The 14,517-nt window shown below is 65.8% G+C and carries 13 protein-coding genes; 2 read left to right on the top strand and 11 right to left on the bottom strand.

Features of this window, described 5'->3' with window-relative positions:
* Window positions 1-200 precede the first annotated feature (200 nt).
* The 5 genes from HY058_19525 to HY058_19545 form a co-directional block, all read right to left on the bottom strand.
* Window positions 201-1,817, bottom strand: a complete 1,617-nt coding sequence (locus HY058_19525) for an ABC transporter substrate-binding protein (protein ID MBI3499491.1) — start codon at window positions 1,815-1,817, stop codon at window positions 201-203.
* A 197-nt stretch (window positions 1,818-2,014) separates the two neighbouring features.
* Window positions 2,015-2,332 (bottom strand): hypothetical protein, encoded by a 318-nt coding sequence (locus tag HY058_19530; GenBank protein ID MBI3499492.1) that lies wholly within the window; start codon window positions 2,330-2,332, stop codon window positions 2,015-2,017.
* An 11-nt stretch (window positions 2,333-2,343) separates the two neighbouring features.
* Entirely contained in the window at window positions 2,344-3,105 is a 762-nt protein-coding gene (locus HY058_19535) for an SDR family oxidoreductase (protein ID MBI3499493.1), read from the bottom strand.
* A 14-nt stretch (window positions 3,106-3,119) separates the two neighbouring features.
* A complete protein-coding gene (locus HY058_19540) occupies window positions 3,120-4,034 on the bottom strand; it encodes an aldose 1-epimerase (protein MBI3499494.1) in 915 nt (304 codons plus the stop codon).
* A 167-nt stretch (window positions 4,035-4,201) separates the two neighbouring features.
* Complete coding sequence (locus tag HY058_19545; protein MBI3499495.1) at window positions 4,202-5,752, bottom strand: ABC transporter substrate-binding protein; 1,551 nt, start codon at window positions 5,750-5,752, stop codon at window positions 4,202-4,204.
* Window positions 5,753-5,926: 174 nt separating this feature from the next.
* On the opposite strand from HY058_19545, the gene HY058_19550 reads away from it, so the two are divergent.
* On the top strand, window positions 5,927-6,340 hold the full coding sequence (locus HY058_19550; protein MBI3499496.1) for a cytochrome c family protein: 414 nt from the start codon (window positions 5,927-5,929) through the stop codon (window positions 6,338-6,340).
* 104 nt (window positions 6,341-6,444) lie between these two features.
* On the opposite strand, the gene HY058_19555 is transcribed toward HY058_19550, so the two are convergent.
* The 6 genes from HY058_19555 to HY058_19580 form a co-directional block, all read right to left on the bottom strand.
* On the bottom strand, window positions 6,445-7,206 hold the full coding sequence (locus HY058_19555; protein MBI3499497.1) for a carbohydrate ABC transporter permease: 762 nt from the start codon (window positions 7,204-7,206) through the stop codon (window positions 6,445-6,447).
* A 77-nt stretch (window positions 7,207-7,283) separates the two neighbouring features.
* Complete coding sequence (locus HY058_19560) at window positions 7,284-8,135, bottom strand: sugar ABC transporter permease (GenBank protein ID MBI3499498.1); 852 nt, start codon at window positions 8,133-8,135, stop codon at window positions 7,284-7,286.
* Window positions 8,136-8,354: 219 nt separating this feature from the next.
* Entirely contained in the window at window positions 8,355-9,602 is a 1,248-nt protein-coding gene (locus HY058_19565; protein MBI3499499.1) for an extracellular solute-binding protein, read from the bottom strand.
* A gap of 71 nt (window positions 9,603-9,673) precedes the next feature.
* Complete coding sequence (locus HY058_19570) at window positions 9,674-11,260, bottom strand: ABC transporter substrate-binding protein (GenBank protein MBI3499500.1); 1,587 nt, start codon at window positions 11,258-11,260, stop codon at window positions 9,674-9,676.
* A gap of 82 nt (window positions 11,261-11,342) precedes the next feature.
* A complete protein-coding gene (locus HY058_19575; protein ID MBI3499501.1) occupies window positions 11,343-12,635 on the bottom strand; it encodes an FAD-binding oxidoreductase in 1,293 nt (430 codons plus the stop codon).
* Between the two features lie 82 nt (window positions 12,636-12,717).
* Complete coding sequence (locus HY058_19580) at window positions 12,718-12,894, bottom strand: hypothetical protein (GenBank protein ID MBI3499502.1); 177 nt, start codon at window positions 12,892-12,894, stop codon at window positions 12,718-12,720.
* Window positions 12,895-12,949: 55 nt separating this feature from the next.
* Between HY058_19580 and HY058_19585 the strand changes: the two genes are divergently transcribed.
* The gene (locus HY058_19585; GenBank protein ID MBI3499503.1) at window positions 12,950-14,416 is read left to right on the top strand and encodes a hypothetical protein; all 1,467 of its coding nucleotides are present in this window, start codon (window positions 12,950-12,952) and stop codon (window positions 14,414-14,416) included.
* Window positions 14,417-14,517: the final 101 nt, after the last annotated feature.

The following is a 14,517-nucleotide window of genomic DNA, read 5'->3' on the forward strand; positions in this document are numbered from 1 at the left end:
CGAGCGGCAAGCACGAACAAAACATGTGGCGCTGCGAAAGCAATATTTGCTGGCAGCGTCTGGCTTGGGCTAGTCAGCGAAGACCCTCACCCGCCTCGCTTTCGCTCGGCACCCTCTCCCGCATTGCGGGAGAGGGGCGGGGTGAGGGTCCTTTACGATCGATCAAACAAGCAAAGAACCGTTCGACGAGGACACTCTGCTCAGCCCTTCTTCTCGATGTTCCACAGCACCAGGCGGACTGTCTCCAGCACGCCGGTGAGGTTGTTGCGGTAGGCGATGGGCGCGTAGAATTGGCCGATCGGGATGTAGGGCACGGTCTCGTAGAAGCGCGCCTGGAACCGGTCGACGATGTCCTTGCGCTGCGCGTCGGTCTGCGCCAACGGGTATTCGAGCCGGATCTTCTCCAGTGCTGCATCGCAGGGCCAGCCGAACCAGTTGGAGCCGTCGCAGGGCGTGGGCGCCGGCGTATTGGTCAAGGGCGTTCCCATGGCCAGGCCGCCGCCCCAGGTGTGAAATCCGGTCCAGGCCCGGGGATTGGCGTCGAGCGGATCCTTGAGCGCCCGGCGTGCGGTCTGGGTGCCCCAGTCCACGCTCTGCAGGTCGACGTTGATGCCGATCTCGCGCATCTTCTGCGCGGTCACGGTCGCCTGGGTGTGGGCGAGGTGGGTGTCGGCGGGATCGAGCACGACCACGCGCTCGCCCTTGTAGCCGGCCTCGGCCAGGAGCGCCTTCGCCTTGGCGATGTTGTCGGCCTTGCTGTTGGTCGCCCACGGACCGATGCCGGCCTTCGACTCGAGCGGCGTGCCGCAGACGAACACCGCCCAGCACGGCTTCTCGTATTCCGGATTGCCGATCATCGCGCCCAGATAGTCCTTCTGGTCGCCCACCATGTAGAGCAGTGCCTGGCGCACCTTCGGATTGTCGAAGGGCTTCTGCAGATGGTTGGGACGGAACACCGCTTGGGTCCCGATGCGGTCGATCACCTTGATGGTGATGTTGCCTTCCTTGCGCATCAGCGGCAGCAGATCCGGGGTGGGGATCTCGATCATGTCGACCTCGCCGCGGATCAAGGCTTGGGTCGCGGTGTTGGCGTCGGGAATGACCGGCCACTCCACCCGGTCGACCTTGGCGAGCTTGCCGCCGGCAAACCCGTCGGCCGGCTCCTTGCGCGGCACGTAGTCGGGATTCTTGCGGTAGACCACCTTGGCGCCCGGGACCCATTCGTTCTTGACCATGATGTAGGGGCCCGATCCGGTCGGGTCCTCGATCGGCTGGTCGGCGGGCAGCATCGCCTCCTTCTCGCGGGTGATGAACAGCGGATTCTCCGGCGTGCCCAAGGTATCGAGGACCGGGCCGAATGGCTGCGCCAGCCGGAGCTCGAAGCTCATGGTCCCGGTGGCGACGATCTCCTTGCCGAACTGCATCAGCGTCTTGCCCGTGGGGATGCGCGACGCCCAACGCTTCATCGTGGCGACCACGTCCTTGGCCTCGACCGGCGTGCCGTCGTGGAATTTGAGCCCGGGCCGGAGCGTGAACTTCCAGGTAAGACCGTCGGCGCTCTTCTCGTAGCTCTCCACCATCTGCGGCTGGTAGACGAGCTTGCCGTCGGGGGCGAACAGCACGTCATAGACCATGTAGCCATGGTTGGAGGTGATGTTGTTGGTGGTCCAAACCGTGTCGAGAACCTTAAGGTCGGCCTGGGGTACCAGGCGGAGCGTGGTCTCGGCGTGGGCGTAGGATCCGGCAAGAGTGAGGGCGAGCGGCAAGGCTGCCAGGCAAGCGGCCTTTTTGCAGCCGCCTTGGAATGGGTGCGACATGAGGCCTCCTTTCGCCCGAGTGGAGTCTCGAGCGCTCTTTCATGGAAGCAAATCCTAGCAGAACCCCAGGAGGGCAGGGGAGGGGGGTGATCCTCACCCCCCTCCCTAAACCCACCCCCAGGAGGGCAGGGGAGGGGGTGATCCTCACCCCCTCCCTAAACCCACCCCCAGGCGGCGGTAGACGAGGGCCGCAGCCGCTACGGCCGGATCGGCGCCAGGAAGACGAGCGCCGCCAGCGCGATGGCGGCCAGCACGAACAGGAATGCAAGGGTGTAGGCAAGCAGCGCCAGCGCCTCTCGCTTCTTGCCCTCCAGATACCAAAGCATCGGCCGTCCGAAGATCAACGTGCCGGTGAGCGCCGCGGAGAACACCCCGACCATCAAGATCGCGATCGGGACCAGAGGGCTCGGACCGCGCCGCGTCTGCCCGGTGTAGAACAACACTGTGGCGATGACGGCGACGGTGAGCGCCGTGCCGAGAGCGTTGAGGAGAGCCGTCCGCGGTATCTGCGGCATCCGCGCCTCCGTCACCTCCCGCCGTTGACGATGAAGTCCTGACCGGTCACCAGCCGGCTGTCGTCGGCGGCGAGCCACAGCACCATGCGGGCGATGTCGGGGGGATGGAGCTTCTCCTTGAGGCACTGCGCCTTCATGAGATCGGCCTCGGCCTCCGGCGTCAGCCACAGCTTCACCTGCCGATCGGTCATGATCCAGCCCGGCACCACGGTGTTGACCCGGATGCGGTCGGCTCCGAGGTCGCGGGCGAGCCCGCGGGTCTGGCCGATGACGCCGGACTTTGCCGTCATGTAGACGGTGAGCTCGGGCGTGAAGTTCATCCATGAGGACGAACCCATGTTGATGATCGAGCCGCCGCCCGCCTTGCGCATGCCCGGCGCCACCGCCTGGGCGGCGAAGAACTGGTGGCGGATGTTCACCTGGATGCGCTCGTCCCAGTATTCCGGGGTCACGTCCTCGATCCGGTGGCGGTCGTCGCGGGCGGCATTGTTGACGAGCGCGGTGATGGGGCCGTGCGCGGCGGCGGCCTTCTTGATCGCCTTGCGCAAGGCGGCGATGTCATGGAGATCGCAGGGGATGAAGAGCGGCTTCGGCTGGCGCTTGCTGGCGATTCCTGCCGCCAGCGCCCGAGATGCCTTCTTGTCCACGTCCACGAAGGCCACTTTCGAGCCTTGCTGGGCGAAATGCTCGACGATCGAGGCGCCGATGCCGGAACCGCCGCCGGAAACGAAGACGCTGCGGGACTCGAGGCTGGGATAACGGGCGAAGCTCATCGACGAATGCTCCTTTAGCGGTCCACCGGGCTCGGCTCGAAGCGCATGCGGCCGATGAGCCGCTCTCCGGGTCCGAGGATCATCGTGCCGGTGTCGGGCGTGCCGGCGGCGGCCAGCGCGAAGCCCCCCGCAGCGTGGCTGACCGGCTCGACGCAGAAAAAATCCTGGTCCTTAGGCGTGTAGATGACGAGGTGGCTGAGGGGCGGCTCGGCGGTGATCGCGAGCTTGGTCTTCCGCTCCGGCCAGGTGATGACGGCCTTGCCGTCCCAATCGCCGAAGCAATTGTCCAGCACCAGGGGCCCGAGCGCGCGCTGGCCGGCGAAGTCCCACGCCGCCGGCACCGCCACCCGCTCGGTCGGGATCAGCTCCGCATCGGAGAGCCAGACATGGCCGAGGCGCGCTTCCAGCCGCGTCGCCGGCGTCTTCGGGAAATACGGATGGACCCCGATCCCTGCCGGCATCGGTCGCGTGTCGATGTTTTCGAGGCCGATCTCGATCGCCAGGCCGGCGTCATCGAGGACGAATGTCTGGCGGGCGCGATAGCGGACCGGCCAGCCCTTGCCGTCATGCTCGTAGACCAGCGCGGCGGAGCCTGCCTTTGCGCTCACGACCTTCCAAGGCTTGAGCCAGGCATCGCCATGGATCGGGTGCGGGCCCCCGGACCAGTTGCCCGGCAAGGTGACCGTCTCCCGGCCGAAGCGAACGCGCCCGCCGGCAATGCGGCCGGAATAGGGGATGAGCGGAAAGCTCGCCAGCTGCCTGGGCTCGCGCTCCTTGAGCGCCGCCGCATTGCCCGGACGCATCAGCATGACCGGGCCCGCGTCGGTGTCCATGACGAAGCGCACGATCGAGGCACCCCGCTCAGGGGCGAGATCGACTCGGAGCTTGCCGGCGCTGAGGGAGAAGAGCGTTACGGGCGAGACGTCCATGGCCGAAACCATACCGTCCAAGCGGTCGGGCACGCAAAGGCCCCCACTCCACCCTCCCCCACGCTTATGCGCGGGGGAGGGAGTAGAAAGGCGCGCCTCCTACTCCCTCCCCCGCCGTCAGGCGGGGGAGGGCCGGGGCGGGGGCAATCGGCGTTCGCGAGTCTCGGCTACTCCAGCCACGCGTCCCAGAAGCGCTCGGCGCCGGAATAGGGTTTGAAGCCTTTCAGGTTGGATGCCATGGCGAGGTTGAAGCCCATGTCGCCGAGCTTCATCACGTAGACCTGCTGGGCCATGTGGCGCTGGATCTCCGTCCAGGCGGCCTTGCGGTCGGCCTGCTCGAGGGAGACGTTGAACTTGCCCCAGGCCTTGTCGAGCACCTCGTCCTTGGCGACGCGGCTGACATTGCCCTCGCCCCAGAACAGCTTCAGATAGCTGTAGGGACCGACGAAGGGCTGGATGGCGAAGCCGGAGACCGACAGGTTCCAGCCGTCGTTCTTGTTCAAGACCAGCGAGGCCATGGTCGGCCAGTCCATCACCTCGAAGCGCACATTGATGCCGACCGCCTTCAGCTGCTCGGAGATCACCTGCGCGCCCTTGAACATGTATTGGTAGTCTTTGTTGGTGGCGATGACCAAGGGCTCGCCCTTGTAGCCGGACTCGGCCAAGAGCGCCTTCGCCTTCTTCGCATCGGCCTGGTTGTAGAACTCCTTGCCGCCATCGTTGAAGTACGGATTGTTCGGATAGGTGAAGGCGTGGCTGAGCTTGAAGTTGCCGTCGCTGGCCGCCTGCATGATCTCGTCGATGTCGAGGGCGGCCTGGATCGCCTGGCGGAGCTTCAAATTGCTGGTGGGCGGATTGACGCCGTTCACCAGCACGGCCGGCTGCGAGGCGGTCTGTAGGTTGGCCACCACGATCTTGCTGTTGCCTTCGAGGCGCTTGGCCGCCGGCACCGGCACGTCCTCGATGAAATGCACTTGGCCCGCTTCGAGGGCCGCCACCCGGGCGCTCGCCTCGCGCACGATGCGGATGGTGACCGTGTCGAAATAGGCGGTCTTCTTGCCGCCGAGCCCGGTCGGGCCGGGGGCGGCGGCGTTCTGGGCGTAGCCGTCGAAGCGCTTCATCTTCACGTGGCTGTCGGCGACCCACTCGACCAGCTGAAACGGCCCGGTCGAGATGTTGTTGGTCTTGTTGACCTCTTTCGTCGCCTCCTCCTCGGGGATGATGGTGGGGGGCGAGGCGGGCGAGCCCATGCGGTCGATGAAGGAGGTGCTGAGCTCCTTCATCTTGAAGACGACGGTGTAGGGATCCGGCGTCTCGATCGCCGCCACCGGTGCCATCGTCGTCTTCTCCGGGCTCACCTTGGCGAAGCGCTCGAGCGAGGCCTTGACGTCGGCCGAAGTCATCTCCTTGCCAGTGTGGAACTTGACGCCGCGGCGGAGGGTAAACTTGTAGGTCATGCCGTCCGGCGCGATCTCCCAGCTCGCAGCCAGCGACGGGATGGGTGCCGCATTCTCATCGATGGTGACCAGCGTCTCGTACATCCCCAGCATCATGTTGCGGGCGGCGGCCGAGGCGGTGAAATGCGGGTCCATGGTGTTGGTGCCGGCGGGCTGCGCGGCGACGAAATCGCCGCCCTTCTTCTGCGCCAGGGCCGGTCCTCCCAAGAGCAGCGTTGCCCCACAGAGCGCGATGAGAGCGGTTCGCTGAGCGCGTGTCATCTTCGCCTCCTGGAAAAAACTTTCCCATACGCTAACGGCCTGGGCCGGGCTTTGCAAACCCGTGACCGATCACGACCTGTCGAGGGCTCGCGGGAAGGGCTTGCGCCGATCCCCGGGCGATGCCATGTGCTGGGGCGCTCCTCCTAACCCACCAGCCCCGCAGGGTATTTCGACATGATCTGGTCTGCTGTCCGTGCCGCCATCCGCTCGCCTGCCTTCGCCTCGCTCGGCGTGCTTCTAGCCTTGCTCGGCCTCCTCCCCATTCGGCCGGCCCTGGCCGATGGCGACACCGCCGCCGGCCGCAAGGCCTTCTCCCAATGCATCGCCTGCCACCGGGCCGAGGAAGGCAAGAACCTGATCGGACCCAGCCTCTTCGGCGTCTACGGGCGTCCGGCGGCGAGCGTCCAAGACTTCAGCTATTCCCCGGCGATGAAGAACTCGAAAATCACCTGGGACGATGCGAGCCTGGACAAGTATCTGGAAAATCCCATGGCCGTGGTCCGCGGCGGGCGGATGGCCTTCCCCGGCGTCAAGAACGCAACCCAGCGCGCCGATGTGATCGCCTATCTGAAGACGCTGAAAAAATAAGGAAGGTATTTCACCGCAGAGACGCGGAGAGCACGGAGGCTCGATTCTCAGCCGCGCTCCGCGCGGCGAAGATATTCGTCTCCGTGGTGAATTGTTTTCTTTCCTCACTTGAGCGCGCCGGAGGTGAGGCCGGCGATGAATTGGCGCGACAGCAGAATGTAGAGGAGCGTGATCGGCAGTGCTGCCAGCATGAGACCGGCGAATAGCACGCCCCAGTCGGTGTTGTACTCGCCCATGAACACGGTCAAGCCTTGGGGCAGCGTCTTCAGCCGGTCGCTCTGCACGAACACCAAGGGAAAGAAGAAGTCGTTCCAGATCGGCACGGCGTTGTGGATGGCGGCGATCACCATCGCCGGCCGCGCTAGCGGCAGCATGATCTGCAGCATGATGCGGGCCTCGCCGGCGCCGTCGATGCGGGCCGACTGCTCGAGCTCTCCCGGCAGCGCCTTGAGGAAGCCGGTCAAGATGAACACCGCCGAAGGCAGCCCCATCGCCGTATAGATGGCGACCAAGCCGAGCCGGGTGTCGATCAGACCCATGGCCTTGAGCTCGATGAACAACGGGATGATGGCGAGCTTGAGCGGCACCATCAGGCCGGCGAGGAAGAACATGAAGATGGCGCCGTTGCCGCGGAACTCGTAGCGCGCCAAGCCATAGGCGGCCATGGTGCCCAAGACCAGGATGAGAGCGATCGAGGCGCCGGTGGTCAGTACCGAGTTCACCAGATACTGCTGAAAATGCGTCTCGCCCAGCACGCGCGCGAGGTTGTCGAGATTGAGGCCGGTGGGTGGGGCGAATGGTGCGGCGTAGATCTCCGCGTTCGACTTGAAGGCGGAGAACACCATGATGAGAACGGGATAGAGCATGATGAGCGCGTTCACCCAGAGCACGAGCTGGATCAGCCCGTCGCGGATGCGCTCGCCGCCGGGCAGAGGGAGCGGATTCAAATCTCGATCTCGCGTCGCCGCAGCATGCGCACCCAAATCGAAGCGACCGCGGCGATGAACAGGAACATGAGCACGGCCAAGGCGCTGCCGCGGCCGAAATCCTGCAGGCCCGAGCTCACCGCGCCGAAGGCGGTGCGATAGAAGTAGAGGCCGAGCACGTCGGTCGCCCCGCCCGGCGAGCCGTCGAGCCCGGCCATGATGTAGGGGAGCTCGAACCAGTTGAAGGAGCCGATGAACAACAGCACGAAGGCGATGGTGGCGCTGGGGGCGACCAAGGGCCAGATCACGCGCCGCATCAGGGCCAGATCACCCGCACCGTCGAGGCGTGCCGCCTCCAGGACCTCGCGCGGAATGCGCTGCATGCCGGCCAGGAACACCAGTGCCGGGAATCCGACCCAGTGCCAGGTGTTGACCGCGATCAAGCTCGCCAACGCCGTTTGCGGTTGGCCCAGCCAGGGCTGCGCCCAGCCCGCGAGCCCGATCGCGATCAGCGCCTGATTGACCGCCCCGAAGATGGGATTCAAGAAGAGCTTCCACAGGAAGCCGACGATCACCGTGGAAAGCACCACCGGCAGGAACACCGCCACCTGATGGAACCGGTGGCCGGGCATGCCCTTCAAGAGGGCGAAGCCGATGAGGAAGGCGAGCCCGTTCTGCACCACCATGAGCGAGAGAAACACCACGACATTGTGGGTGAAGGCCCGGTAGGTCCAGGAGCTGAACGGCTCCTGGAGCAGCACCTGCTTGAAGTTGCCGAGCCCGGCGAAGCCGCCGCGCGCCAGCCCGTTCCAGCTATAGAGACTGTAGAGAAACGAGCTCGCCAGCGGATAGACCGCGAACACCAGCATGAACAGGACGGGCGGCCCGATGAGGAAGACGATCCAGAATACCCGATTGAGATCCGCGCCGAACGTCTTGCAGCGGCGGGCCGGCGCCGCTCGCTCGCCCCTCACCCTAACCCTCTCCCCAAGGGAGAGGGGACACGATGAATGGCGCTCCTACTCCCTCTCCCTTGGGGAGAGGGTCGGGGTGAGGGGCGGCCACGGGGTCGTCAAGCTCTGCGCCGCTCACTTCTTCTTGAACGGCTCGTAGTAGGTGGCGATGCCGGCGGTCAGCTCCTTGCCGACATCGGCGGGTGTGACCTGTCCGGCCATCATCTTCTGCACGGCACCCTGCAGCAAGGTCGATCCCGTCGGGTCCTGGTAGCGGAAATAGACGAGCGTGATGTAGGGCACCGAGGTCTGATTGAGCGAGGCGACCTTGGCCAACAGCGGATCCTGGATCGCCACACCCTTGATCGGCGAGATGTTGCCCAACAGCGCCGAGAAGCGGTCGCCGAAGCCCTTGGTGCCCATGAAACGGACGAGCTTCAAGGCATCCTCGCGGTTGCCGGTCTTGGCGTTGACGGCGTAGCCGCCGTCATAGAACAGCGACACCAGCCTGGGTGCGGTGGCGCTGGGGGCAGGCGGGGCCACGAAGTCTATTTTCAGATTGGGGTTCTGCCGCCGGAAATTGGCGATCTCGAAGGAGCCGCCGACGAGCATCGCCGCCCGGCCGCTCAAGAAAAGCTGCTGCGAGGTCGGATAGTCGATGCCGGTGAAGCCGGGCGGAAAATAGTCCTTGAGCTCGATCAGATGCTGAAGTGCGGCAGCGTAGCGCGGATCCTCGAAGGTGGCCTTGCCGGCGGCGATCTCAGATGGGAAGTCGGGCCCGAGGAAGCTCGCGGTCATGGTCTGGGTCAGGATCTCCGCCATGAAGGCGGTGGCGGTGCCGTTGGCGAGCGGGATCACGCCCTTGTCCTTGAGCGCCTTCGCCAGCTTGAGGAAGTCATCCCAGGTGGCGGCCTCTTTCAGGTTGGCCTTCTCCAAGACCTCGGTGTTGATGAGGATGCCGAGGGTCTGGGAGGCGAACGGAATCGCATAGACGCGCTGATCGGAGCGAAGCGAGCTCGAGCCCAAGGCGCTCGGCGTGAAGTTGGCGAGCTCGGGCGTGCTCGCCGGATCGAGCGCGGCCAGGTAGCCGGCCTTGGCGAACTGCTCGAGACCGCCATAGGCGCGGACATGGATCACGTCGGGGCCCTTGCCGGCGGCGAGCGCCGTCGACAGCACGGTCTGGTAGCTCTGCGGCTCGAACGCCTCGAAGCCGATGCGAACATCAGGGCTGGTCTTGTTGAAGTCCTGGAACAGCTGCTGGTACTGACCCTTGTCCTCCTGGCGCCAGGTCCAGAAGCTGAGCTCGCCGGCGCTGGCCGCACTCGCGAGCAAGAGACCGGCGAGGGCACCGGCGCCGAGTTTTGTCAGCATTGATCCGCGCATGACGAGACCTCCCCTATCGAACATTGCTCACAACCTTGCCAGAGGCCTTGCCGGGCCGCAACGCCCGCCCCTCAGCTCTTCTCCATGTTCCAGTAGGCGAGCACGGCGCTCTTCAAGACGCCGGTCACTTCCTTGCGCCAGGCGAACAGCAGCTGAAACTGGCCCAGAAGCGTGTAGGGCTGCTGCTCGATCAAGCGCCGGTGATAGGTCTCCATCAACGCCTTGCGCTGGCCTTCGTCGGTCGCGCGGATTACCTGGTCGCGGAGCTTGGTCGCGGTCTCATCGCAGGGCCAGCCGACCCAGTTCTTGCGGTCGCAGCTCATATTGGCCGCCGTGTTGGTGACCGGGTGGAAGTAGCTGGTGCCGCTGGCGCGGCTGGCGAACATGTTCCAGCCGCCCTTATCGGGCGGGTCCATTTTGGCGATGCGGCCCACCACCGTGCCCCAGTCGCTCAGCTGCATATCGACATTGACGCCGATCTCGCGGAGCTGGGCCACGGCCACCTGCGCCAGATCGCCGATCGGCTTGATCTCGGCGGTGGTGGTCAAGACCAGCTTTTCACCCTTGTAGCCGGCATCGGCCATGAGCTGCTTCGCCTTGACGCGGTCGAGCTTGCGGATCTCTTCCGCGCCGGCTTCGGTGCCGAAGGGCGTATCGCAGATATACATGGCGTAGCACACCTTCCACCAGCGCTCATCCCCGCTGGCGGCGCGCTGGAAATCGCGCTGGTCGAAGAGATAGGCCAAGGCCAGCCGCGCCCGATAGTCGTTGAAGGGCGGGAAGAGCGTGTTGGTCCTGAGGAAGCCGATATTGCCGAAAGGCGTCAGGGGTGCGACCACCACGTCCTTGCTCTTCTCGATGATCGGCACTTGATCATTGGGTGGCGAATCCCAGAAATCGACCTCGCCGCGGGTCAAGGCCGCGGCGGCCGTGCCGGTATCGGGGATGATATTCCACTCCACCCGGTCGACCTTGACCACCTTGCCGCCGGCCATCCCGTTCGGCGGCTCGTTGCGGGGCACATAGTCCTTGTTCTTGTCGAAGACGAGCTTGACGCCCGGCTGCCACTCCGCCCGGTTGAACTTGAACGGCCCCGAGCCGATGGTCTCGGTGATCGCCGTGAAGGCGTCGGTCGCCGCCTCCTTCTCCCGGTAGATCGTCGGGATCTGCGGACCGTCGGAGCCGAGCGTGAATTCGACGAAGCCATAGGGCTGTTTCAAGATGACGGTGAAGCTGTCCTCGTCCACGGCCTCCATCGCCGCGGTGAACTCCATCAGCTTCTGGCCCATGGCATCGCGGCTGGCCCAGCGCTTGATCGAGGGCACCACGTCCTTGGACGTGACCTTGGTGCCGTCATGCCATTTGAGGCCGGGCCGGAGCTTGAAGGTGTATTTGAGCCCGTCGGCCGACACGGTGTAGTCGCCCACCATCATCGGCTTCGCCTGCAGCTTCTCGTCCCAGGCGAAGAGCTGGTCGTAGACCATGAGCCCATAGATCTTGGTGATCTGGATCGAGCCCGTGTGGTTGTCGAGGACCTTGAGGTCGGCATGGGGTACGGCGCGCAGCACCTTTTGCTGAGCCAAGGCCGGCAAGCCGACAGTGGCGCCGGCGATGGCAACGATGGTGCCGAGGAGTCGCAGGTTCGAGAGAGTTCGCATGGTCCGGCTCCTTCGTGCGCGACGGTAGAAATGCGAGTGTGACGAACCCTGGTCCGGTCGGCAATCGGATCCGAGCGGCGCCTTAGATCCCAAGGCGGTCGCGGATGCGCCCGTAGAGGACGCGCAACCCGACGCCGATGCGCCACAATCCATGGAAGGGAATCTCCTTCAGCGTGGTGATCGGCATGTCGATGTCTACGCTCCGGCCGCCTTCGACGCGGCGCGCAATCTCCTGACCCATGACCGTCGCCATGGCGACGCCGCGCCCGTTATAGCCGAGGCAGGCGATGACGCCGTCCGCCGGCTCGTGGATGTGCGGGTAGTGCGACGGGGTGATGGCGAGCTGGCCGCTCCAGCCATGGCTCCAGCCGATGCCGTCGAGTGCGGGAAACAGCCGGTGCGCATAGCGCCTGAGATAGTCAAGCTCGCCCGGCGCCTCGATCTCGCGGAGCGGGCTGCGGCCGCCCATCAGCAGCCGGTTCGACGAGTCCAGCCGATAGTAGGTGGTGATGCCGGCAACCTCGTAGAGCGAGGCGCGTCCCGGCATGATCCCACGCGCCAGGTCGTCGGAGAGGCTCTCGCTGGCGACGATGCCGCTATAGACCGGCACCACGCTGCGGCTGAGCCCCGGCCAGAGACCGTCGGTGTAGGCATTGGTCGCCAGCACGACACGCTCGGCCCTGACGTTGCCGGTCGGCGTCTGGATCCGCCACACACTTCCTTCCCGTGAAAGGATGTGTGCCGGCGTGCCGCCATAGATGCGCGCGCCGGCGCGGAGTGCCGCATCGGCGAGGCCGCGCGCATATCCCAGGGGATTCACATGGCCGCCGCGGCGATCCAGCATCGCTGCGAGATAGCGCCCGGTGCCGGTCGCCGCCCGAAGCGTCTCTCCCTCCAGGAGCTCGACCGGCATGCCGCGCCGTTGGCCTTGCTCGAAGCTCACCCGGATCTCTGCGGCGTGGCGCTTATCGAAGGCGGCTCGGAGCGTGCCGGCTTGCCGCGCCTCGCAGGCGATCTGGTGGCGCCGGATCAGGTCGAAAACCACGGTGGGGGCGTTCCACGACAAGGCGACCATGCGCGACCCGAGGTCCGGGCCGAAATCCCGCTCGATCCGATCCGGGTCGTGCTTGAGGCCGGGATTGACCTGGCCGCCATTGCGCCCGGAAGCGCCCCAGCCCGGCTCGCGCGCCTCCAGCACGATGGCATCCACACCTTTCTCGGCGAGGTGGAGGGCCGCTGACAATCCGGTGAAGCCGCCGCCGATGATGGCGCAGGCGACGCGCCGGTCGCCGTCCAAGGCGGGGGTGGCGACCGGCGGCCGTGCGGTCTCGGCATAGAGGCTGGGCGGCAGCCTCGCTGGTTGCGGATAGATCAAGCTCGCCTCGGGCGCGGAACGCACGGGTTCTCAATCGAACAGTGCGTCAGCGCCCTCGGCCAGGCAACAGGTTACGCCGCCGCTAGTTCTTCGAGATGTTCCGGCTTGGGCGGATCTTCTCCAGCGCCTCGCCGGTCTGCCGGCGGGTGACGACGGTGCTCCAATCCATGACCTGCAGATCGGCGTTGAACCCGACTTCCTTCAGCCAAAGGCCCGACCGAGCGCGACGTCTTTCGCGGAGTGTGCCTGTGATGAGCATCACAGCGGTAATCCGGCGAGATCTCTAAAATTCTATCTAATTAATGGAGACCGCTATGCCTGCCAGCAGGACGCTGTCGAAGACGCATCGCTCCGCCAGCCTCCCCGCCGTCCTCATCGTTCAATATTTCGTCCTCGGCCTCGCCCTGGCTTTCGCTCTGGCGGTCCTCACCCGCCCGGCGCAGGCTGAGGACGGATCGCTGCCCCCGGTGATCCCCGCTTATGGAATGAGCGCCGATCCGACCGGTTCGGTTGCCACCTATCAAGCGGGCGAGCGTCCGGTCGCCACCGGCACCAATGCCTTCTTTCAGCCCTTGGGCAGCAATGGGCGGAGCTGCTTCACCTGCCACCGGCCGGAGACCGGCTGGACCGTGAGCGCCGCGGCCGCACGCGCGCGCTTCGATCAGAGCCAGGGGCTGGAGCCGCTCTTCCGCGCCCATGATGGCGCCACCTGCTCCAGCGCCGACGTGTCGAGCCTGGAGGCGCGGCGGCGGGCCTTCGCTCTCTTGACCAGCCAGGGATTGATCCGGGTCGGCATGACGATGCCGAGCCCGGCCGAATTCACCGTCGCCGGCGTGGTCGATCCTTACAACTGCACCAGCAACCCCGCGACCGGCCTCGTGAGCCCGAGTGCCGGCACGGTTTCGGTCTACCGGCGGCCCTTGCCGGCGACCAATCTCGGCTTCCTCAGCACCATCATGTGGGACGGGCGGGAACCGAGCCTCACGAGCCAGGCAACCGATGCCACGATCGGCCACGCCGAGGCCGCGAGCGCGCCCACCCAATCTCAGCTGCAGCAGATCGTCGGCTTCGAGATCGGGCTCTACACCGCGCAGATCGTCGATGGCCGTGCCGGCATCCTCAATTCTGCCGGCAGCAATGGCGGTCCGGTCGGCCTCGCCTTCCAGCCCTTCTTCATCGGCATCAACGATCCCGCCGGCAACAATCCGCGTGGGACGCCGTTCAACCCTCTCGTCTTCAATCTGTTCGAGCCCTGGGGCGCCAATCCCGGCCTGGACCCCGGTGCCGCGCAGCGCCAATCGATTGCGCGCGGGGAGGCGATCTTCAACACCAGGCCCATCCGCATCACCGGCGTCGGCGGCCTCAACGACCTCGAGGCTCAGCCGGTCATTCGCGGCACCTGCAGTACCTGCCATGATGCCCCGAATGCCGGCAGCCATTCGGTCGACACGACGCTCGATATCGGCATCGCCGGAAGAGCCCCACCCGGGCTCGACGTGGCGGCCTTGCCTCGATTCACTCTCGCTTGCCACGAAGGCGCGCTCGCCGGCGCCAGCCTGGAGACGAGCGATCCCGGCCGCGCCCTCGTCACCGGCAAATGCGCCGATATCGGCAAGTTCAAGGTGCCGGGGCTGCGCGGCCTTGCCGCCAGGGCACCCTATTTCCACAACGGCGCCGCCGCCAGCCTGGCCGATGTCGTCGGCTTCTACGAGCGACGCTTCCGCATCGCCCTCCGGCCGCAAGAGCGCGCCGACCTCGTCAACTTCCTGCTGGCGCTCTAAGAGTGCCCCCACCCCGACCCTCCCCCGCCTGACGGCGAGGGAGGGAGTAAGACGCGCCCTTCGCTGATACTCCCTCCCCCGCGCGCAAGCGTGGGGGAGGG

The sequence above is a fragment of the Pseudomonadota bacterium genome (assembly GCA_016195085.1).
Taxonomy (GTDB): Bacteria; Pseudomonadota; Alphaproteobacteria; order SHVZ01; family SHVZ01; genus JACQAG01.